Source organism: Streptomyces tateyamensis, assembly GCF_003205575.1.
GTDB lineage: Bacteria > Actinomycetota > Actinomycetes > Streptomycetales > Streptomycetaceae > Kitasatospora > Kitasatospora tateyamensis.
In genome coordinates this window covers 1-21,272 of record NZ_PYBW01000070.1, presented here as the reverse complement: position 1 = coordinate 21,272, position 21,272 = coordinate 1, and the positions used below count along the sequence as shown (strand labels likewise).

Annotated in this window: 17 protein-coding genes; 8 read left to right on the top strand and 9 right to left on the bottom strand. The window is 73.9% G+C overall.

All coding sequences use genetic code 11. The features are described 5' to 3' along the window. Positions 1-25 precede the first annotated feature (25 nt). The 3 genes from C7C46_RS19500 to metH all read right to left on the bottom strand — a co-directional run bounded on the left by C7C46_RS19500 (position 26) and on the right by metH (position 6,259). On the bottom strand, positions 26-1,648 hold the full coding sequence (locus C7C46_RS19500; protein WP_110671151.1) for an ABC transporter substrate-binding protein: 1,623 nt from the start codon (positions 1,646-1,648) through the stop codon (positions 26-28). Positions 1,649-1,938: 290 nt separating this feature from the next. Further along, on the bottom strand, positions 1,939-2,643 hold the full coding sequence (locus C7C46_RS19495) for an HAD family hydrolase (protein WP_110671150.1): 705 nt from the start codon (positions 2,641-2,643) through the stop codon (positions 1,939-1,941). A 112-nt stretch (positions 2,644-2,755) separates the two neighbouring features. Beyond that, positions 2,756-6,259 (bottom strand): methionine synthase, encoded by a 3,504-nt coding sequence (gene metH / locus C7C46_RS19490; RefSeq protein ID WP_110671149.1) that lies wholly within the window; start codon positions 6,257-6,259, stop codon positions 2,756-2,758. A gap of 162 nt (positions 6,260-6,421) precedes the next feature. Here metH and C7C46_RS19485 point away from each other — a divergent pair, with 162 nt between their 5' ends. After that, positions 6,422-7,492 (top strand): glycoside hydrolase family 18 protein, encoded by a 1,071-nt coding sequence (locus C7C46_RS19485; protein WP_110671148.1) that lies wholly within the window; start codon positions 6,422-6,424, stop codon positions 7,490-7,492. Between the two features lie 42 nt (positions 7,493-7,534). Here the strand turns inward: C7C46_RS19485 and C7C46_RS19480 are convergent, their stop codons facing one another. Then, on the bottom strand, positions 7,535-8,161 hold the full coding sequence (locus C7C46_RS19480; RefSeq protein ID WP_110671147.1) for a mycothiol-dependent nitroreductase Rv2466c family protein: 627 nt from the start codon (positions 8,159-8,161) through the stop codon (positions 7,535-7,537). A 251-nt stretch (positions 8,162-8,412) separates the two neighbouring features. Between C7C46_RS19480 and C7C46_RS19475 the strand changes: the two genes are divergently transcribed. From C7C46_RS19475 to C7C46_RS19455, 5 genes are all read left to right on the top strand, one after another. Then, positions 8,413-9,126 carry an HAD family hydrolase gene (locus tag C7C46_RS19475; RefSeq protein WP_245984549.1) on the top strand — a complete coding sequence of 238 codons (714 nt, stop codon included), beginning with the start codon at positions 8,413-8,415 and terminating at the stop codon, positions 9,124-9,126. Positions 9,127-9,166: 40 nt separating this feature from the next. Continuing rightward, on the top strand, positions 9,167-9,943 hold the full coding sequence (locus C7C46_RS19470; protein ID WP_110671146.1) for a GNAT family N-acetyltransferase: 777 nt from the start codon (positions 9,167-9,169) through the stop codon (positions 9,941-9,943). A gap of 43 nt (positions 9,944-9,986) precedes the next feature. Next, positions 9,987-10,805, top strand: coding sequence for an SGNH/GDSL hydrolase family protein (locus tag C7C46_RS19465; protein ID WP_110671145.1), 819 nt, complete (start codon positions 9,987-9,989; stop codon positions 10,803-10,805). Between the two features lie 88 nt (positions 10,806-10,893). Further along, positions 10,894-11,937: a PAC2 family protein gene (locus C7C46_RS19460; RefSeq protein ID WP_110671144.1), complete on the top strand. Its 1,044-nt coding sequence runs from the start codon at positions 10,894-10,896 to the stop codon at positions 11,935-11,937. 212 nt (positions 11,938-12,149) lie between these two features. Further along, positions 12,150-13,067, top strand: a complete 918-nt coding sequence (locus C7C46_RS19455; RefSeq protein WP_110671143.1) for a slipin family protein — start codon at positions 12,150-12,152, stop codon at positions 13,065-13,067. Here C7C46_RS19455 and mshC read toward each other — a convergent pair. From mshC to C7C46_RS19430, 5 genes are all read right to left on the bottom strand, one after another. Further along, complete coding sequence (mshC, locus tag C7C46_RS19450; RefSeq protein WP_110671142.1) at positions 13,047-14,276, bottom strand: cysteine--1-D-myo-inosityl 2-amino-2-deoxy-alpha-D-glucopyranoside ligase; 1,230 nt, start codon at positions 14,274-14,276, stop codon at positions 13,047-13,049. The genes C7C46_RS19455 and mshC overlap by 21 nt on opposite strands. A gap of 123 nt (positions 14,277-14,399) precedes the next feature. Next, positions 14,400-15,197 carry an SCO1664 family protein gene (locus C7C46_RS19445; protein ID WP_110671234.1) on the bottom strand — a complete coding sequence of 266 codons (798 nt, stop codon included), beginning with the start codon at positions 15,195-15,197 and terminating at the stop codon, positions 14,400-14,402. Between the two features lie 140 nt (positions 15,198-15,337). Beyond that, complete coding sequence (locus tag C7C46_RS19440; RefSeq protein ID WP_110671141.1) at positions 15,338-15,910, bottom strand: DUF3090 domain-containing protein; 573 nt, start codon at positions 15,908-15,910, stop codon at positions 15,338-15,340. A gap of 69 nt (positions 15,911-15,979) precedes the next feature. After that, a complete protein-coding gene (locus C7C46_RS19435) occupies positions 15,980-16,669 on the bottom strand; it encodes a histidine phosphatase family protein (protein WP_110671140.1) in 690 nt (229 codons plus the stop codon). 253 nt (positions 16,670-16,922) lie between these two features. Next, positions 16,923-17,969, bottom strand: coding sequence for an LLM class F420-dependent oxidoreductase (locus tag C7C46_RS19430; protein ID WP_110671139.1), 1,047 nt, complete (start codon positions 17,967-17,969; stop codon positions 16,923-16,925). Between the two features lie 209 nt (positions 17,970-18,178). Here C7C46_RS19430 and C7C46_RS19425 point away from each other — a divergent pair, with 209 nt between their 5' ends. Together C7C46_RS19425 and C7C46_RS19420 are read left to right on the top strand one after the other, a co-directional pair. Continuing rightward, positions 18,179-19,162, top strand: coding sequence for an aldo/keto reductase (locus C7C46_RS19425; RefSeq protein ID WP_110671138.1), 984 nt, complete (start codon positions 18,179-18,181; stop codon positions 19,160-19,162). Then, positions 19,086-21,272, top strand: a 2,187-nt coding sequence (locus C7C46_RS19420) for a helix-hairpin-helix domain-containing protein (RefSeq protein ID WP_110671233.1), incomplete at its 3' end; no start/stop codon positions are given. The genes C7C46_RS19425 and C7C46_RS19420, both read left to right, overlap by 77 nt.

Below are 21,272 nucleotides of genomic sequence, written 5' to 3'. Positions count from 1 at the left end.
CGCGGGCCCTCGTGCGTACCGCGGGTCAGCCGCGGGCGATGTCGGCGAACCGGAAGACGCCGGTGGCGTCGACGGTGAGCTCGACGCCGGTGATGTCGGCGCGGGCGGCGTAGAAGGACTTGTTCTGGAACAGCGGGACCATCGGGACCTGGGCGGCCAGCTGGTCCTGGATCTGCCCGAAGGTGCTGGCGGCCACCGTGCGCTCGGCCTGGCGCTGCTCCTGCGGCACCAGCTTCTGGCTGATCTGCGGGTCGTCGAAGCCGTTGTGGAAGGCGCCGCCGTCGACCACCAGCGGGGCCACGAAGTCGTCGGCGTCGGGGTAGTCGGCGCTCCAGCCGACCGTGTAGGCCTGGTAGCTGCCGTCCGACCAGCCCTTCTTGAAGGCGTTCCAGTCGGCCTGCTGGGTGACGGTGACCTGGAACAGGCCGCCCGCCTCCAGCTGCTTCTTGAGCGCCGCGCCCTCCGCGCCCTGGGCCTGGGCCCGGGACCAGGTGAGGCTGAGCTTGACCGGGGTGGGCACCTTGGCGGCGGCCAGCAGCGCCTTGGCCTTGGCGGGGTCGGGCTGCCCGTAGCGGTCGAAGAAGGCGGTGTTGTGGCCGGCCACGCCGGAGGGGACCACCGAGTACAGCGGCTGGACTGTACGCGCGTAGACATCGCGGGCCAGGGCCTGCCGGTCGACCAGCTGGGCCACGGCCTGGCGCACCGCCTGCTGCCCGGTGGTCTCGTCCTTGGTGTTGAACACCAGGAACCGGGTGTCGTTGCCGTCGGCCTGGATCACCTTGACCGTGCCCTTGCCGGTCTGCTGGTCGGAGAGCAGCTGGGCCGAGACGTTCGGGTCCAGGCTGTTGTCGGTCAGGTCGACCTGGCCGGAGTCCAGCGCGGCCTTGAGCTCGTCGGGGCCGGCCAGGAACTTGACGGCGAACTTCGGGCTCTTCGGCTTCTCCTCGCCGCGGTACTTGGCGTTGGCGGAGAGGCTGACCTTGCTGATCGACTTGGTGCCGTCGGCGGCGGCGGACTGGTCGATCGAGTCGATCTTGTACGAGCCGGAGCCGACCAGCTTGTCGTTGGCCAGTTCCTTGTCGGCCGGGAAGACCGCGTGGTCCACGATCGAGCCGGCCGCGCTGGCCAGCTTGTCGGGCAGCGTGGCGTCCGGCACCGACAGGTGGAAGACCACCTCGGCGTCGCCCTTGGCCTCGACCGACTTGACGGTGTCGAAGAGCGAGGACGGACCGTTGTCGTCCTTGATCTTCTTCATCCGGTCGATCGAGAAGACCACGTCCTTGGCGGTCAGCGAGTCGCCGTTGGAGAAGGTCAGGCCGGTGCGCAGGGTGCAGTGGTAGGTGGTGGCGTCGCTGCCGGTGAACTCGCAGGACTGGGCCGCGTCGGGCTGCGGCTGCGGGGAGCCGGCCGGGTAGCGCAGCAGGCCCTGGAAGGTGTTCTCCAGGATCAGCCAGGAGCCCTGGTCGTAGGCGCCGGCCGGGTCCAGCACGCCGGTCACGTTGGTGGTGCCCATGGTGATGGCGTCCTTGCCGGCGCCGGCGCCGGCGATGGACTTGACGGAGCCGCACCCCGCCAGCGAGGTGGCCACCAGGGTCGCGCACCCCAGCGTGGCGAGGCGGCCGGGCGTGCGTCGGATGGCTGAGCTCATGCGTTCCTTCTCCGTGCTGGCCGACCCCGGTGGGGTCGGTGCGACGGCCGGCGGCGGGCCCCGGTGGGGACGCGTCCGCGGGGCTCGCCGTGTGGCGTGTCGGGGTGGACCGCAGCAGCCTGCCACATGGATGGCACACGCCCGACCGAAGTTCGGACACGTGTACGCATCAATCCTCGGCGGAACCGACGAGTTGTCAGCTGATGCCCCGTTTTGCCCCACTAGGCATGCACATATCAGATGTTTCGCATGCTGGGAATGAGACAGATGTCACACCCGCGCCCGGCGGCTCAGACCCGGCTGGCCACCACCGAGCGCAGCAGCGCCAGATCCAGCTCGGCCAGCGAGCGCAGCACGGTGCGCCCGGGCGCCGCCTCGATCGGGGCCACCGAGGGCACCGCGATCACCGGGCAGCCGGCCGCCTCGTCGGCCTGCACGCCCAGCGGCGCGTCCTCGATCACCACGCAGCGGGCCGGGCTGGCACCGAGCCGGGCGGCGGCCGTCAGGTACGGGTCGGGGTGCGGCTTGGTGCGGGCCACCTCGTCGCCGGCCACCGAGAAGGCGAACGGGTGCTCGCCCAGGTTCTTCAGCACCAGGTCGATGATCCGCCGGTGCGAGGCGGAGACCAGGGCGGCCGGGATCCGCTGCTCGCGCAGCAGCGCCAGCAGCTCGGCCGCGCCCGGCATCAGCGGGGCGCCGCCGTCCAGCAGCTCGACGAAGCGCTGGTTGATCCGCACCATCAACTCGGCCGGCTCGATCACCAGGCCCGTCTCGGCCAGCAGGTAGCCGACCACCCGGGTCATCGGGCCGCCCACCAGGTGCGCGCGGTGCGTCTCGTCCAGCGGGTGGCCCAGCTCGGCGAAGAGCGAGGACTCGGCCTGCCACCAGAAGTCCTCGGTGTCCACCAGGGTGCCGTCCATGTCGACCAGGACCGCCTGCAGCCCGCCCGGACCGCTCTCGCCGAGGCTGACGGTGCTGGTGTCGACGGTGGTCATGCGGCACGCCCTTTCGCAGGCTGGGCCCCCGTCCGGGAGGACGGGGGCCGTCCAGCATACGCGCGGCTCGGCGAAGCCAGCGTGATCGAAGGGTTACCGCGCGTCGACGGTGTCACCTCGCGTTGAAGTACTTCGCCTCCGGGTGGTGGATCACGATCGCGTCGGTGGACTGCTCCGGGTGCAGCTGGAACTCCTCGGAGAGCACCACGCCGATCCGCTCCGGGCGCAGCAGCTCGGTGATCTTGGCCCGGTCCTCCAGCTCGGGGCAGGCCCCGTAGCCGAGCGAGAAGCGGGCACCGCGGTACTTCAGCTGGAACATGTCCCGCACGTCCTGCGGGTCCTCGTCGCCGAAACCCAGCTCGAAGCGGACCCGGGCGTGCCAGAACTCCGCCAGCGCCTCGGCCAGCTGCACCGACAGGCCGTGCAGCTCCAGGTAGTCGCGGTAGGCGTCGGCCTTGAACAGCTCGTTGGCGGCCTCGGAGACCCGGTTGCCCATGGTGACCACCTGCAGGCCCAGCACGTCGCGCTCGCCGGACTCCTCCGGGCGGAAGAAGTCGGCCAGGCAGAGCCGGCGCCCGCGCCGCTGGCGCGGGAAGGTGAACCTGGTCCGCTCGCTGCCGTCCTCGGCGTACACGATCAGGTCGTCGCCCTTGGAGTTGGCCGGGAAGTAGCCGTAGACCACGGCCGGCTCCAGCCAGCCCTCGGTCTGCAGCCGGTCCAGCCACATCCGCAGCCGCGGCCGGCCCTCGGTCTCCACCAGCTCCTCGTAGGAGGGGCCGCCGCTGCGGGCCGCCTTCAGGCCCCACTGGCCCTTGAACAGCGCGTCCTCGTCCAGCCAGGAGGCGTAGTCGGCGAACGGCACACCCTTGATGATCCGGTCGCCCCAGAAGGGCGGGGCGGGCACCCGGTTGTCCACCGCCACGTCGGAGCGGATCTGACCGAGGTTCACTTCTTCCGGCTCGACCACCTCGACCCGGGCGTGCCGGCGCTGGCGCAGCTCGGGCAGCGCGGCGCCGGGGACCCCGCGCTTGACCGCGATCAGCGCGTCCATCAGCCGCAGGCCCTCGAAGGCGTCCCGGGCGTAGCGCACCTCGCCCTGGTAGACCTCGTGCAGGTCCTGCTCGACGTAGGCCCGGGTGAGCGCCGCGCCGCCCAGGATCACCGGGAACTCGGCGGCCAGGCCGCGCTGGTTGAGCTCCTCCAGGTTCTCCTTCATGATCACCGTGGACTTCACCAGCAGCCCGGACATGCCGATCACGTCGGCGTCGTGCTGCTGGGCGGCGTCCAGGATCGCCGAGACCGGCTGCTTGATGCCCAGGTTGACCACGGTGTAGCCGTTGTTGGACAGGATGATGTCGACCAGGTTCTTGCCGATGTCGTGCACGTCGCCCTTGACGGTGGCCAGCACGATGGTGCCCTTGCCCTCGTCCTCGGACTTCTCCATGTGCGGCTCGAGGTGGGCGACGGCGGTCTTCATCACCTCGGCGGACTGCAGCACGAAGGGCAGCTGCATCTGGCCCGAGCCGAACAGCTCGCCGACCGTCTTCATGCCCTCCAGCAGCACCTCGTTGACGATCTCCAGCGCCGGACGGAGCGTCAGGGCCTCGTCCAGGTCGGCCTCCAGGCCCTTGCGCTCGCCGTCGATGATCCGGCGCTGCAGGCGCTCCTCCAGTGGCAGCGCGGCCAGCTCCTCGGCCTTGGAGGCCTTGACCGAGGCCGAGCTGACGCCCTCGAACAGGGCCAGCAGCCGCTGCAGCGGGTCGTAGTCCTCGGTGCGCCGGTCGTAGACCAGGTCCAGCGCCGCCGTGCGCTGCTCCTCGGGGATCCGGGCGATCGGCAGGATCTTGGAGGCGTGCACGATCGCCGAGTCCAGGCCGGCCTGCACGCACTCGTGCAGGAAGACCGAGTTGAGCACCTGGCGGGCGGCCGGCGAGAGGCCGAAGGAGATGTTGGACAGGCCCAGCGTGGTCTGCACCGCCGGGTGGCGGCGCTTCAGCTCGCGGATCGCCTCGATGGTCTCCAGGCCGTCCCGGCGCGACTCCTCCTGCCCGGTGGCCAGCGTGAAGGCCAGGCAGTCGACCAGGATCGAGGACTCGGCGATGCCGTACTCGCGGCCCAGCTGCTCGATCAGCCGCTCGGCGATCGCCACCTTGGTCTCGGCGGTGCGGGCCTGGCCCTGCTCGTCGATGGTCAGCGCGATCAGCGCCGCGCCGTGCTCGCGGGCCAGCGCGGCGATCCGCCCGAAGCGGGTGTCGGGGCCGTCGCCGTCCTCGTAGTTGACCGAGTTGAGCACCGCGCGCCCGCCCAGCATCTCCAGGCCCGCGCGCAGCACCGGGGGCTCGGTGGAGTCCAGCACGATCGGCAGCGTGGAGGCGGTGGCCAGCCGGCCGGCGATCTCCTTCATGTCGGCGACGCCGTCGCGGCCGACGTAGTCCACGCACAGGTCCAGCAGGTGCGAGCCGTCCCGGATCTGGTCCCGGGCGATCTCCACGCAGGCCTGCCAGTCGCCGGCCAGCATCGACTCGCGGAACTTCTTGGAGCCGTTGGCGTTGGTCCGCTCGCCGATCGCCAGGTAGGAGGTGTCCTGGCGGAACGGGACCGGCTGGTAGAGCGAGGCGGCGGCCGGCTCGGGCCTGGGGTCGCGCACGGCCACCGGGCGGCCCTGCACCCGCTCGACCACCTGGCGCAGGTGCTCGGGGGTGGTGCCGCAGCAGCCGCCGACCAGCGCGAGGCCGTACTCGCGGGTGAAGGTCTCGTGCGCGTCGGCCAGCTCACTGGGCGTCAGCGGGTAGTGCGCGCCGTCCTTGCCGAGCACCGGCAGACCGGCGTTCGGCATGCAGGACAGGCCGATCCGGGCGTTCTTGGCCAGGTAGCGCAGGTGCTCGCTGTACTGCTCGGGGCCGGTGGCGCAGTTCAGGCCGATGTAGTCGATGCCCAGCGGCTCCAGTGCGGTGAGCGCCGCGCCGATCTCCGAGCCGAGCAGCATGGTGCCGGTGGTCTCCACCGTCACCTGGACCACGACCACCAGGTCCAGGCCCGACTCGGCCAGCGCGTCCTTGCAGCCGAGCACGGCGGCCTTGGTCTGCAGCAGGTCCTGGCTGGTCTCCACCAGCAGCGCGTCGGCGCCGCCGGCGATCAGGCCGGCCGCGTTCAGCCGGAAGCCCTCGCGCACGGTGGCGAACGGGATGTGGCCCAGCGTCGGCAGCTTGGTGCCCGGTCCGATCGAGCCGAGCACCCAGCGCGGGCGGCCGTCCCCGGCGGTGAAGGCGTCCGCGCACTCCCGGGCGATCCGGGCGCCGGCCTCGGAGAGCTCGAAGACCCGCTCCGGGATGTCGTACTCGCCCAGCGCCGCGTGGTTGGCCCCGAAGGTGTTGGTCTCCACGCAGTCCACGCCGACGGCGAAGTACGCCTCGTGCACGCCGCGCACGATGTCCGGGCGGGTCACGTTGAGGATCTCGTTGCAGCCTTCCAGGTCCTGGAAGTCCGCCATCGTGGGGTTCTGTGCCTGGAGCATGGTGCCCATCGCCCCGTCGGCCACCACCACCCGGGCGGCGAGGGCCTCGCGCAGAGCGGTGGCGCGGGACTGCTGGTCGGCAGCGGGGACACTGGTGGCCATGTGGCTACTCCCTGGACGCGACGGCTGTCGGCTATGCACGCCCCCTGAGCGGGTATGCACGCGGCCAGCCTAGCTGCCCGGGCCCGCCACGACGGAGGGTGTTCCGTATGGTGGGCCTTTTGGCGGGTAGGCGTGGCAAGGGAACGGGTGGGGCGGGCACGGATGGATCTCAGCGGGTGGACGGGGCGGCGGCTGCGGCGGCCCGGGTGGCTGCGGACACCCCGGTGGCTGCGGCGGCGGTGGGTGTGGATCCCGCTGCTGCTGGTCGGGGTGCTGCTGGTGCTGCCGGTGGGCAGCGCGCTGCTGGCGCTGCGGCTGGCGGACGCGGGCTCCCTCGACGACCGCACCCGTACCCGGGGCCGGGACGCGGCCTGGCTGGGCCACGCCTGGGTGGACGGTCGCAAGGGGCCGGCCGACTACGCCGCGCTGCCCCAGCTGGTCCGCGGCGGCATCCGCGACCTGTACGTGCACGCCGGGCCGCTGGAGCGCGACGGCTCGTTGGACGGCGCACGCTACCCGAAGGCCGCCGAGCTGATCGCCGCCGTCCACCGCGAGCTGCCCGGGGTGCGGGTGCAGGCCTGGCTGGGTGACGTGGTGGCGCCCGAGCACCCCGAGGGGCTGCACCTGGAGCAGCCCGAGGTGCGCCAGAAGATCACCGCGTCGGCCGCCCAGGTGCTGGACGCCGGCTTCGACGGGGTGCACTACGACCTGGAACCGGTGCCCTCCGGCTCGGCCGGCTACCTGGCACTGCTGGACCAGACCCACCAGGTGACGGCGGCCCGCGGCGCGCCGCTGTCGGTGGCGGTGCCGCAGATCGACCCTCTGCCGGCGCTGCACGCGCTGGCCGCGGCGGCGGCCGGGCACCCCAAGTGGTGGTCCCAGGAGTACTTCGGGCAGGTGGCCCGGCGGGTCGAGCAGATCGCGGTGATGTCCTACGACACCGCGATGCCGCTGCCCTCGCTGTACGGCGGGTACGTGGCGCAGCAGACCGAGCTGGCGCTGGAGGCGACCCCGCCGCAGGTGGACCTGCTGATGGGGCTGCCCGCCTACTGGGCCGACGAGTGGGGTCACCGGGGCTCGGCGGAGACGGTGCCGGCGGCGGTGCGCGGGGTGCGGCTGGGCCTGGGACGCGGCGGGGCCGCCCGCACCGCCTTCGGGGTGGCCGTCTACGCGGACTTCTCCGCCACCGAGGCCGACTGGGCCGCCTACCGGCAGGACTGGTGCGGCTGCTGACGCCAGGTCAGCAAACCCACCAGCCCTGACGGGGCGTCAGTCTCAGCTGAAGTCCAGCTCGCCGGTGCGGGTCCGCTTGAGCTCGAAGAACTTCGGGTAGCTCGCCAGCAGCCGGGCGCCGTCGAACACGTCGAGCGCCTGCTGGCCGCGCGGGATCGCGGTCAGCACCGGGCCGAAGAAGGCCACCCCGTCGATGTGGATGGTCGGGGTGCCGACCTCCTCGCCGACCGGGTCCATGCCCTCGTGGTGGCTGCGGCGCAGCGCCTCGTCCCACTCGGTGCTGGTCGCGGCCTCGGCCAGCTCGGCCGGCAGGCCCACCTCGGCCAGCGCCTGCTCGATCACCTCGGCGTAGTTCTTGTTGTTCTGGTTGTGGATCCGGGTGCCCATCGCGGTGTAGAGGTCGCGCAGCACCTTGGTGCCGTGCTGCTCGGCCGCGGCGATGCAGACCCGCACGGGGGCCCAGGCCCGGTCCAGCAGGTCCCGGTACTGCTCGGGCAGGTTGTCCCGGCCCTGGTTGAGGACCGAGAGGCTCATCACCCGGAACGAGAGGTCCAGGTCCCGGTGCTGCTCGACCTCGAGGATCCAGCGGGAGGTGATCCAGGCGAACGGGCAGGCGGGGTCGAAGTAGAAGTCGACCTTGGTCGGAGCGGACTGGGTGTCAGAGGTCATGCGGTCACCTTAGGTCTCGGGTGCGACAGCACCCGACTGCGGGCTGGCTGGGGACAGGACCCGGCCGGACCCCGTCCTGGGTCGCAACAGCGGTCCCGCGCGAGGAATTCCGGCCGCGTCGATCGCTTCGCGCCGACTTCGGCCGACCGGTTCGGCGGAGTTGCCGCTGCGCCAGTGGCATATGCGCGATGATCGGAGTTCGGGGGGCCGTGCTGGGACGCGGCCGCAGCCGGGGAGATCGGAGGGGTCGCTTGAACATCAACCTGCCCACACCGCTGCTGGTGCTGTGGGACATCGACCACACGCTGCTGGACTGCGGCGCGGTCAACCGGCGCGCCTACGCGGCGGCGTTCCGGCGGGCCACCGGGGTGGAGCTGGCCGACGGGTGGCGGTTCGACGGGCGCACCGAACTGGCCGCCGCCACCGAGGCGCTGCGGGCCCACGACCTGGACCCGGGCGACGGGCTGCGGGAGACCTTCATGGACCTGGTGGTCGCCGAACTCCAGGACCGGGCCGGGGAGCTGGCCCAGGAGGGCCGTGCGCTGCCGGGTGCCCGGCAGGCGCTCGCGGCGGTGGCCGGCACCCGGGGCGTGCGCCAGTCGGTGCTGACCGGCAACGTGCCCGCGCTGGCGCGGCTCAAGCTGACCGCCTTCGGCCTGGGCGAGCACCTGGACCTGCGCCTGGGCGCCTACGGCGACGACGCCTACGAGCGCACCGACCTGCCCGGACACGCCTTCCAGCGCGCCGAGCGGGTACTGGGCCGCCGCTACCGGGGCGGCAACGCGGTGATAGTCGGCGACACGCTGCGCGACGTGGCCACCGCCCGGGCGGCCGGGGCCCGCTGCGTGGCGGTGGCCACCGGCACGGCCTCCGCGGCCGAACTGGCCGAGGCCGGCGCGGACGTGGTGCTGGCCGACCTGACCGACACCGCCGCCGTACTGGCCGCGCTCAACGGGGCTGCGTAACCCGCTTGCCCGGCCCGGGTGCCGGTGCTGGACTGCCCGGATGGACAACGCGAGGGTGCTCGAGACGTACGACCGGGAACTGCGCCGCGAGGCGGTCCCCGACGGCCCGGGCGCGGTGGTGCACCGCACCGACCGCACGGTGCGCCACGACGGCGGCCCGCAGGGCTGGTCCGCGGTGCTCTGGTCGGACCTGGACGAGGCCGGGGCCGACGCCGCGATCGCCGAGCAGGTAGCCTACTTCGCCGAGCGCGGGCGCGAGTTCGAGTGGAAGCACTACCGGCACGACCGCCCCGCCGACCTGGCCGAGCGGCTGCTGGCGGCCGGCTTCACCGCCGAGCCGGCCGAGACCCTGATGGTTGCCGAGGCCGCCGCCCAGGCCGTGCCGGTCGAGCTGCCGGCGGGGGTGCGGCTGCGCACCGGGACCGACGAGACGGCGGTCCGCCTGCTCGAGCGGGTGCACGAGCAGGCCTTCGGCGAGCGGGCCGACTGGCTGACCGAGCGGCTGCTCGCCCAACTGGCCCAGGCACCGCAGACGCTCGCCCTGGTGGTGGCGATGGCCGGGGACGAGCCGGTCGGCGCGGCCCGGCTGGAGCTGCTGCCCGGCGTCTCCTTCGCCGGCCTGTGGAGCGGCGGCACCCACCCCGACTGGCGCGGCCGCGGCCTGTACCGGGCGCTGGTGGCGCACCGGGCCCAGCTGGCCGTCCGGCGCGGCTACCGCTACCTGCAGGTGGACGCCGCCGACACCAGCCGCCCGATCCTTGAGCGGCTCGGCTTCGCGGCCCTGAGCGTCACCACGCCGTTCACCCGCACTCCCTGACGGTCCATCACGCGGCGCAGCCGATCGGCTACCATGCGCCACCATGATCCCTCTGCTCCCCCGCCGCGCCCTGACCGCCGCACTGGCCGCCGCCGCCCTGCTGCTCCCGGTCGCCGCCCCGGCCCACGCGGACCCCGGCACCGGCTACGTCGCGCTCGGCGACTCCTACGCCGCCGGGGTGGGGGCCGGCGCCTACGACCCGGCTGCCGGGGACTGCCACCGCAGCAGCCGGGCCTACCCGGCGCTGTGGGCCGCCGACCACCCCGGGGCCGGCTTCACCGACCTGGCCTGCAACGGAGCGGACACCCAGCAGGTGCTGACCCGTCAACTCCCCCAGCTGCCCGCGGGCACCGGGGTGGTGACGCTGACCGCCGGCGGCAACGACCTGGAGTTCTCCGACGCGGCGGTGGCCTGCCTGCAGCCGCTGACCACCGAGGACCGCTGCGACCGCGCGCTGGACCACTCGGCCGAGCTGCTGCGCGATCAGCTCCCGGGACGGCTCGACCAGTTGCTCGGCGCGATCACCCGGGCCGCGCCGGGCGCCGAGGTGGTGGTGACCGGCTACCCCCGCCTGCTGACCGAGCACCCGGCCGGCACCTGCTGGACCGGCACCGACGGCCGCCGGGCCCGGTTCAACCAGCTCACCGACCAGGCGGACGACCTGCTCCGGCAGCAGGCCGCCGCGCACGGCGCCCGGTTCGCCGACCCGCGCCCCGCCTTCGCCGGCCACGGCGTCTGCGCGGGCCCGGGCCACGAGTGGATCAGCGGCATCGTGCTGCTCAACCCCTGGGAGTCCTTCCACCCGACCGCCGAGGGACAGTCCCAGGGCTACCTTCCGGCAGTGCGCGCCGTCCTGTCCTGAACCCCCGCCACCCGGGGCATCAAAGCCCGTAGGCTGGGCAGGTAGGGTCCGTGGAACGCGGAGTTCCACGTGCGGAGGGAGACGCTGGGTGATCGAGCTGGAAGATGTTCCCGAGTTGATCGACCCGGTCATGGTCTGTGCCTTCGAGGGCTGGAACGACGCGGGCGATGCAGCCTCCACGGCGGTGGGCCATCTGGACGAGACCTGGGGCGGCAAGGTGTTCACCGCCCTGGATGCGGAGGACTACTACGACTTCCAGGTGAACCGGCCCACCGTCTGGCTGGACGGCGGGGTGCGCCGGATCACCTGGCCGACCACCCGGCTGTCGGTGGTGCGGGTGACCGAGCCGAAGACCCGTGACCTGGTGCTGGTGCGCGGCATCGAGCCGAGCATGCGATGGCGCTCCTTCTGCCAGGAGCTGCTGGGCCTGGCCCACGAGCTGGGCGTGGAGCTGGTGGTGATCCTCGGCGCGCTGCTGGGCGACACTCCGCACACCCGCCCGGTCCCGGTCAGCGGCGTCACCTCGGACCCGGAGCTGGCCCGCCGCCTGGAGTTGGAGGAGTCCCGGTACGAGGGGCCGACCGGGATCGTCGGGGTGCTGCAGGAGGCCTTCACACACGCCGGGGTGCCCGCCGTGACGCTGTGGGCCGCGGTCCCGCACTACGTGGCGCAGCCCCCGAACCCGAAGGCCACCCTGGCGCTGCTGAACAAGCTGGAGGACCTGCTGGACCTGCGGATCCCGCCGGGCGAGCTGCCCGAGGACGCCCGGGCCTGGCAGCTCGGGGTGGACCAGCTGGCCGCCGAGGACAGCGAGGTGGCCGAGTACGTGCAGCAGTTGGAGGAGGCCCAGGACACCGCGGAGCTGCCGGAGGCCAGCGGCGAGGCGATCGCCCGCGAGTTCGAGCGGTACCTGCGCCGGCGGGACAACCAGGGTCCGGCGGGCGAGAAGCCGGCCGGCGGGCGGGCCATCGCGGACCGCGGCGGCGAGCCGGCCGCGGCGGCCGAGGCGGAGCCGCCGACCACTGCCCCGGACCAGGCGCAGGAGCACGACCAGGACCAGGCTCAGGGCCAGGAGGGCACCACGCCCGGCACCGAGGACGAGGACCACAACGCGGACGGTTCGCGCGGCTGAGCCACCGTCAAGCACGGGGCGGGAACGGGCCGGTGACCGGCGTCGGGCAGCCGCCGGTCACCGGCCCGGGACCAGTGCACCGGTCCGGACCGTGTCCTGTCAAGGGTCTAGACCACTTCTCGGGCCTGGCGGCGCCCCCCGCACCGTCCGCCCGGCTCTGCGCCGGAGTACCGTGGACAGCCGGGTGAGCCGGCAGTGGCCGAGGTGACGCCATGGTGGTCCTGGATGCGGTACTGGGGGCGGTCGGTGCGATCGCCGCGGTCGGAGCCGTCTGGCTGGCGTCCGGCGTGCGGGTGGTCCAGCAGTTCCAGCGCGGGGTGGTCTTCCGCTTCGGCAGGGTGCGCGAGGAGGTCCGAGCGCCCGGGCTGGTGCTGCTCAACCCGGTCTCGGACCGGATCCGCCGGGTGAACATGCAGATCGTCACCATGCCGGTGCCGGGCCAGGAGGGCATCACCCGGGACAACGTGACGGTCCGGGTGGACGCGGTGGTCTACTTCCGGGTGGTCGACCCGGTGCGGGCCACCGTCGCGGTCCAGGACTACGTCTTCGCCATCTCCCAGGTCGCGCAGACCTCGCTGCGCTCGATCATCGGCAAGAGCGAGCTGGACGACCTGCTGGCCAACCGGGAGCCGATCAACCAGGGCCTGGAGCTGATGCTGGACAGCCCCGCGCTGGGCTGGGGGATCCAGATCGACCGGGTGGAGATCAAGGACGTGGCACTGCCCGAGTCGATGAAGCGCTCGATGGCCCGCCAGGCCGAGGCGGACCGGGAGCGGCGGGCCAGGATCATCACCGCGGACGGCGAGTACCAGGCCTCCAAGCAGCTCTCCGAGGCAGCTCGGATCATGGCCGAGACCCCGGCGGCGCTGCAGCTGCGGCTGCTGCAGACGGTGGTGGAGGTGGCCGCGGAGAAGAACTCCACCCTGGTGCTGCCGTTCCCGGTGGAGCTGCTGCGCTTCCTGGACAGCGCCACCGAGCGCAACGCCCGCCAGGCGGCCGAAGAGGCCCGCGAGGCGGCGCGAGCCTCCCGCGAGACGGAACCGGAGCGGCCTGAGCCACGGGAGCAGATCCCGCGGCTCAGGCCGTCCGAGGACGTGCCGCGGCTCGACTCAGAGCGCGACGCCCAGTAGCGCGTCCACGGTGCGCGAGACCAGGCCCGGAGCACCCTCGTCGGTGCCGCCGTCGGCCGCCTGCGCGGCCGCCCAGCGGTCGACCGCGGCCAGCGCGGCCGGCGCGTCCAGGTCGTCGGCCAGCGCCGCCCGCACCTCGGCCAGCAGCGCCTCGCCCGACGGGCCGTCCGGACGCGAGACCGCGGCGCGCCAGCGGCCCAGCCGCTCGACGGCCTCGTCCAGGACCGACTTGGTCCACTCCCAGTTCGAACGGTAGTGCCGGGACAGCAGCGCGAGCCGGATCGCGGCCGGGTCGACCCCGTCGCGGCGCAGCGCCGAGACGAACACCAGGTTGCCACGCGACTTGGACATCTTCTCGCCGTCCAGGGCGACCATCCCGGCGTGCACGTAGGCCCGCGCGTAGGGGTGGGCGCCGGTGGCGGCCTGGGCGTGCGAGGCGCCCATCTCGTGGTGCGGGAAGGCCAGGTCGCTGCCGCCGCCCTGGATGTCGAAGCCCATGTCCAGGAACTTCAGCGCGATCGCCACGCACTCGATGTGCCAGCCGGGCCGGCCGTGGCCCAGCTCGGTGTCCCAGGCGGGCTCGCCCGGGCGGGCCGACAGCCACAGCAGCGCGTCCAGCGGGTCGCGCTTGCCCGGGCGGTCCGGGTCGCCGCCGCGCTCGGCGAAGACCGGCAGCATCTGCTCCCGGGTCAGCCGGGAGACCTCGCCGAAGCGCGGGTCGGCCGCGGCCGAGAAGTAGATGTCCCCGTCCAGCTCGTAGGCGGCGCCGCTGGCCAGCAGCTGCTGGACCAGCGGGACGATCCACGGGATCGACTCGACCGCGCCGATGTACTGGGCCGGGGGCAGGATCCGCAGCGCGGTCATGTCCTCGCGGAACAGCGCGGTCTCCCGCTCGGCCAGCTCGGTCCAGTCCTGGCCGGTGGCCACCGCGCGCTCCAGCAGCGGGTCGTCCACGTCGGTGACGTTCTGCACGTAGTGCACCTGGCGGCCGTTGTCCAACCAGACCCGCTGAACCAGGTCGAAGGCGTTGTAGGTGGCGGCGTGGCCCAGGTGGGTGGCGTCGTAGGGGGTGATGCCGCAGACGTACAGACGGGCGGTGTCACCCTGGGGGACGACCTCACGGACGGCGCCGGTAGCGGTGTCGTGGATTCGCAGAGGATGTCCCTGACCGGGTAGGGCGGGAACCTCGGAGGCTGGCCAGGCATGCATACGCAGGACTCTAACCTCGCGATCATTTGAAAGGCTAACCAGTAGATCGGAAACGGCCGAAACAGGTCGGCTGCCGATCACTCAGACGGGCGGCCACGGGGTTGTCGGACTGGCGGCCGCGGATCAGACGGGCGGCCACGGAATGGCGGGCCACTCCTGCGAGGGCTGCGGGTGGGTGGCGGTGCGGCGCAGTTCGGCGACCCGGTCGGAGAGCGCCGCCAGCTCGGCCGCCGTCAGGTGCGCGCTGAGCAGCTCCCCCAGCGGGCCGGCCAGCTGGTCGGCGAGCCCGCCCAGCATCAGCCGCGCCTCCTCGGTGAGCGGCTCGCCGGCCCAACCCCACAGCAGGGTGCGCAGCTTGCCCTCGGTGTTGAAGGTCACCCCGTGGTCGATCCCGTAGATCCGCCCGTCGGCGGCCTGGAGCAGGTGACCGCCCTTGCGGTCGGCGTTGTTCAGCACCGCGTCCAGCACGGCCAGCCGGCGCAGCCGCTCGTCGTCCGCGTGCACCAGCAGCGCCCGGCGGCCCTGGTCCAGCTCGGCCGCCACGATCGGCAGCCAGCCCGGCTCGGGGCCGGTCAGGCTCTGCAGCGACAGCAGCGGGACGGCCTGCGGGTCCGGCTCCACCCAGATCTGCGCCATGCCCGGGCCGAACGGGCCCTCGCGCAGCACGGTGGGCGGGACCAGCGCCCAGCCGGTGGCGGCCGAGACCTCGTAGGCGGCCACCTCGCGGCCGGCCAGCGTGCCGTCGGGGAAGTCCCAGAGCGGGCGCTCGCCGCGCACCGGCTTGTAGACGCAGGCGGCCGACAGGCCGGCAAGCTCCACCGAGCAGTACAGCGCGGCGTTGGAGGCGTCGGTCAGCTGCCCGAGCACGGTCAGCCGACCGGCCCGCAGCAGCTCCAGCGCGGTGGGGACGTCGGCCGCCAGCGCCGCGGCGGCGGCCGGGTCCACCTCCGGTATGGCGAGCTCCTCGTCGGAGGAGTCGTCCTCGTCCTCGTCCACGTCCTCGGCCTCGTCCGGGTCCAGGTCCGGGTCCGCGTCAGGGAGTCTGGAGGACCGGTCGGCGTTCAGCGCTTGTACCCGTTCTGACGCGGGCACAGGTGGCCCTCCGGGTCCAGCGGCAGGTTGCAGAACGGGCAGGGCTTGCGGCCGGCCGCGACCAGGTCCAGCGCGCGCTTGGCGAACACCCGGGCCATCGCCCCGGTCAGCCGCACCCGCAGCATGTCGGGGCCGTTCTCGTCGTCCTCGAAGACGAGCTCCTGCTCGTCCTCCTCGCCCTCCTCCCCCTCGATCAGCGCCTGCGCCTCGACCACCAGGCAGCCGTCCCCGGCGTCCCAGGCCAGCGCCATGGTGCCGACCCGGAACTCCTGCTCCAGCGGCAGGTCGAGCGGGGCGGTGTCGGCCAGCTCGATCGGGGCCACCGCCGGGATCGGCGCCTTGCCGCCGCTGCGCCGCAGCGCCTCGTCCAGCACCTCCTCGACCCGCTCGGCCAGCGCCGCCACCTGGGTCTTCTCCAGCAGCACGCTGGTGATCCGGCCGCGGGCGCTGGCCTGCAGGTAGAAGGCGCGCGAACCGGGCTGGCCGACCGTACCGGCGACGAACCGCTCGGGCTGGTCGTAGAAGTGGACCTGTCGGGTCACTTGTCTCGCTCCGGGGTGTGAAGTACGGGGGTTGACACGGTGCGGGCGGGCGCGGCGCCCGGCTTCACCCTACGGCGTACCGCCGGTGGAACCGCCGACCACCGCGTCGCCGCCGGCCGGCCCGCGGGCGGCCAGGCCGGACAGGTCGCCGGTGTCACCCATCCGCAGCACGAACGGACGGTTCGGGGTGTACCGGATGACGGTCACCGAGGCCGGATCCACGTTGATCCGCTGGAAGTGGTCCAGGTGCAGGCCGAGCGCGTCGGCCACGATCGCCTTGATCACGTCGCCGTGGCTGGCCGCGACCCACACCGCGTCCGGGCCGTGCTCGGCGGCGATCTTCTCGTCCCACTCGCGGGCTGCGGCCACCGTGCGGTGGCTGAGCGCGCGCAGCGACTCGCCGCCCGGGAAGGCGGCGGCCGAGGCGTGGTCCTGCACGGTGCGCCAGAGCGGCTCGCCGGCCAGCTCGGCGAGCTTGCGGCCGGTCCAGTCGCCGTAGTGGCACTCGCCGAGCCGGTCGTCCAGGGTCGGCTCGCCGAGCTCCGGGCGGGCCGCCAGCAGCGGGGCCAGGGTCTGCCGGCAGCGCTCCAGCGGGCTGCTGACCGCGCGCGCCAGCGGGATGCCGGCCAGCCGCTCCACCAGTCGGTCGGCCTGCGCCCGGCCGGTCTCGTCCAGCTCGACGCCCGGGGTCCAACCGGCGAGGATCCCGGCGGAGTTCGCGGTCGACCGGCCGTGGCGTACCAGCAAGAGTGTGGGCATGCCCCAAGCCTACGGGGTGCGCGCGAGCCGATCCCGGCCACCGGGGCGCTCCGGGGCCAGAATGGCCGATGTGATCACGGACTGCGCCATCTACCGGGACGGGCGGCGGCTGACCGACACCGGTACCCCGGCCGAGCTGCTGGCCCGGGCCCGGGAGTTGACCGGTGCCTTAGGTGCCGGTGGCCGGGGAAGGGGGCCGGGGAAGGGGGCCGGGGAAGGGGGCCGGGGAAGGGGGCCGGGGAAGGGGTGGTGGTCAGGCCAGGCCCGCCAGCTCCAGCGCCTCGACGCCGGTGCGCAGCGCGGTCAGGCGCTCGTCCAGGGTCCAGCCGGTCGGAGCCAGGGTGAGCGTGCTGACGCCGGCCGCCGCGTAGGCCTGCATCCGGTCCGCGATCCGCTCCTTGGTGCCGAGCAGCGAGCAGGCGTCGATCAGCTCGTGCGGGACCGCGGCCGCCGCGCCCTGCTTGTCGCCGGCCAGGTAGCGCTGCTGGACCTCCTCGGCCGCCTGCTCGTACCCCATCCGGCAGGCCAGCTGGTTGTAGAAGTTCTTCTCCTTGCTGCCCATCCCGCCGATGTAGAGCGCCACGTAGTCGCGCTGCGCGTCCGCGGCCGCCGCCACGTCCTCGCCCACCGCGATGTTGACGGTCGGGCACAGGTCGAAGCCGTCCAGCTCCAGGCCCGCCTTGGCCCGCCCGGCCCGCAGCGGCGCCAGCGACAGCTCGGCCTGCTCCGGCACGAAGAACAGGCCCAGCCAGCCGTCCGCGATCTCCCCGGTCAGCTCGAGGTTCTTCGGCCCCATCGCCGCGATGTACAGCGGGATCCGCTCGCGCACCGGATGCACCGTCAGCTTCAGCGCCTTGCCCGGGCCGCCGGGCAGCGGAAGGGTCCAGTTGGCGCCCTGGTGGCTGAGCCGCTCGCGGGTCATCGCCTTGCGGACGATCTCCACGTACTCGCGGGTGCGGGCCAGCGGCTTGTCGAACCTGACGCCGTACCAGCCCTCGGAGACCTGCGGCCCGGAGACGCCCAGGCCCAGCCGGAACCGGCCGCCGGACAGGGTGTCCAGGGTGGCGGCGGTCATCGCGGTCATCGCCGGGGTGCGGGCCGGGATCTGGAAGATGGCCGAACCGACGTCGATCCGCTCGGTCTTGGCGGCGACGTAGGAGAGCACCGTGGCCGCGTCCGACCCGTAGGCCTCGGCGGCCCAGCAGACCGCGTAGCCGAGCCGGTCGGCTTCCTGGGCCACCGCGATGTTGTCGGCGTCCAGGCCGAGGCCCCAGTAACCGAGGTTGATGCCGAGTCGCATGCCGCCCGCCTTCCGTCTCGTCCAGAGTCTGCCGGTCACCGTAGCCCCCGCGCGTGGCGCCGTGCTACCGACCAGTAGGCGTGGCGCGCGTCACAGTCGACGGTGCCGGCGGCCGGGCCGGTGTTGTGCCCGGCTCCGGCGTGGCGCGTCCGAGCTGACCCGCAGGACAGGCCCTAGGCTCGGATCACCGATCGAGGGGGTCCTTGCGCATGGAGAAGCGTCAGCTGGGCCGCACCGGCCTGCGGGTGTCCCGGCTGGGCCTGGGCACCATGACCTGGGGCCGGGACACCGAGGTGGCCGAGGCGGCCGAGCAGCTCAAGGTCTTCCTGGACGCGGGCGGCTCGCTGGTGGACACCGCCGACGTCTACTCCGACGGCGGCGCCGAGTACCTGCTGGCCCGGCTGCTGGACGACGGCCTGGTGGCCCGGGCCGAGCTGGTGATCGCCACCAAGTCGGGCAGCGTGCCGTTCGCCGAGCGCCGCTTCGACGGCTCCCGCGGCCACCTGCTGGCCGCCCTCGACGCCTCGCTGCACCGGCTCGGCACCGACTACGTGGACCTGTGGCAGGTGCACGCCTTCGACCCCGCCACCCCCACCGAGGAGACCCTGCACGCGCTCGACCTGGCCGTCGCCTCCGGCCGGGCCCGCTACGTCGGCGTCGCCAACTTCAGCGGCTGGCAGCTGGCCAAGGCCGCCACCTGGCAGCACGGCGCGCCCGGCCGGGTGCCGCTCGCCTCGACCCAGATGGAGTACTCGCTGCTGCAGCGCGGCATCGAGCGCGAGGTGCTGCCGGCCGCACTGGACGCCGGGGTCGGCCTGCTGGCCTCCTCCCCGCTGGGCCGCGGGGTGCTCACCGGCAAGTACCGGCACGGCGTGCCGCAGGACTCGCGCGGCGCCTCCCCGTACCTGTCCGGCTTCGTCCAGCCCTACCTCGGCGAGCGGTTCCGGCGGATCGTGGACGCGGTGGCCACCGCGGCCGACGGGCTCGCCAGCAGCCCGCTGGCGGTGGCGCTGTCCTGGGTGCGGGACCGCCCCGGGGTGGCCGCCGCGGTGGTCGGCGCCCGCACGGCGGCCCAGCTGACCTCGGCCCTGTCGGTGGAGGCCCTTACCCTGCCTGATGAGATCCGCAGCGCACTGGACGACATCTCGGCGCCGGTGCGCCGCTACCCCGATCAGGACTGGAACGAGCTGTGAGCTGGAACGAACTGTGAGTCAGACGCCCGACCCGGCCGGCGATCCCGCGCCCGAAGAGCCCGCCGTGCCCGAGCCGCGTACCTCGCGCAGCGCCGACCTGGCCGCGCTGACGGAGGCGATCCGCGCCGTGGAGCGCCGGACCGGTCCTGCTCAGTCGGCGGGGGCGGCACGGTCCTCCGGGGCTGCGCCGTCGGAAGGGGCCTCGCCATCGGGCGGGGGCGCTGCTCCGGGGGCGGCTGCGGGCGGGTCCGCCGGCCCCGACTCTGCCGGCCCCGGGTCGGTTGCTCCCGGGTCGGTTGCTCCCGGGTCCGCTGCGCCTGCTTCTTCGCCGGGCGCGGCGCCGCCGTCCGCTGCTGGGGCTCCGTCAGCGGCTGCCGCCTCCGCCCGGGTCGCGGTCGACGCCTCCTCACTGGCCGAGCTGCTCACCGCCGGCGGCGCCCCCACCGGTGCCGTCCCCGCGTTGGCCGCCGCCGCGGCCGCCGCCTTCGGCGAGGCGGCCACCGAGACGCTGCGCGACGACCCGTGGGCGCTGCTCGCGCTGCCCGGGGTCCGCCCGGAGCAGGCGGACGGCTTCGCCCGCACCCTGCTCGGCCCCGCGGCCGGCCCCGGCGACCCGCGCCGAGGCCAGGCGCTGGCGGTCTGGCTGCTGGAGCAGGCGGCACTGCGCGGGCACTCCGCGCAGCCGGCCGGCGAGCTGCAGCAGGGCCTGGCCGGGCTCGGGGTGCCCGAGCCCGAACAGGCGCTGCAGGAGGCGGTCACTGAGGGGCGGCTCTTGGCGTTCCAGGAGCTGGAGCCGGGCCACCACGCCGTGGCGGAGGACGAGGAGCCGCCGACCCGGCTGCTGCTCGCGCTGGAGCGCCTCGCGATGGCCGAGGACGCGGCCGCCGAGGGGCTGGTCCGGCTGATCTCCACCTTCGAGCCGCGGCTCGCCACGGCCCCCGGGCTGGACGAGGCGGAGGCCGAGCTCGACGGGTCGGATCCCGGGTTCGACGCGGTGGATGCCGCGGCGACAGAGGCCGAAGCCGGGTCGGACAAGGCCGGGTCGGGCGAGGCCGAGGCCGGGTCGGCCGAAGCCGAAGCCGGGTCGAGCCCGGTCGGCGCCGAGCCCGGCGGCTCCTGGGAGCAGGCCGCCGCGGCGGCCTCCCCCTCCGGCGCCGCGCTGATCCGCGCGGTGGCCGCCTCCGGCCTGGTGCTGCACACCGGCGACGCGGCCGCCCGGTCCGAGCTGGCCGAGCTGCTGGCCGCCGCCCGCGGGCTCGGCCTGCGGGCCCGGGCCGCCGCCTGGACCGAGCACGGGCGGGCGGCACTGGCCGACCCCGACTCGCTGACCCTGGACCAGTTGCTCGGCCCCGGCGGCGTCGACCGCGCCGTGGACGGCACCCTCGAGCTGGACCTGCTGATCGTCCAGGACGCCCCGCTGCTCGACCTGGAGCGGGCCGCCACCCTGGTGGAGGCGCTGGCCGACGCGACCCGGCTGGTGCTCAGCGGTGACCCGGCCCAGCTGTGGTCCGCCGGTCCCGGCCGCCTCTTCGCCGACCTGCTGGCCGCCAAGGCCTGCCCGCAGGTCGCCTCCCGCACCCCCGACCTCGGTCCGATCGGCGAGCTGGTCTCCGGCATCGGCATCGGCGAGCTGAACGCCGTCGAGGCCCCGGACAAGGAGGTGGTGATCCTCACCGCCCGGGACGCCGGGGAGGCCGTGCACCGCGCCGTGCAGCTGCTCACCGACTCGATCCCGCGGGCCCTGGGCATCCCGGTCGAGCAGACCGTGCTGATCACCCCCGGGCACGGCGGCGCAGCCGGCACCCGGGCGCTGAACGCGGCCGCCAAGGCCAAGCTGAACCCGGGCCCGGGCCGGTTCGGCGGTTTCGACCCCGGTGACCGGGTGGTGCACTCACCGCTGCCCGGCGTCAGCCACCCCGGCACGGTGCTGGGCGGCGAGCCGGGCGGTCTGCGGGTAGCGCTGGCCGACGGCACCGAGCTGCTGCTGCCGCCGGACGGCCTGGCGGGGCTGCGGCACGGGTGGGCGCTGACGGCCCATCAGGCGCTCGGGCGCCGCTGGCCCGGCGCGGTGGTGGTGCTGCCGGAGGACGCGGCCGCCGGGCTGACCCGG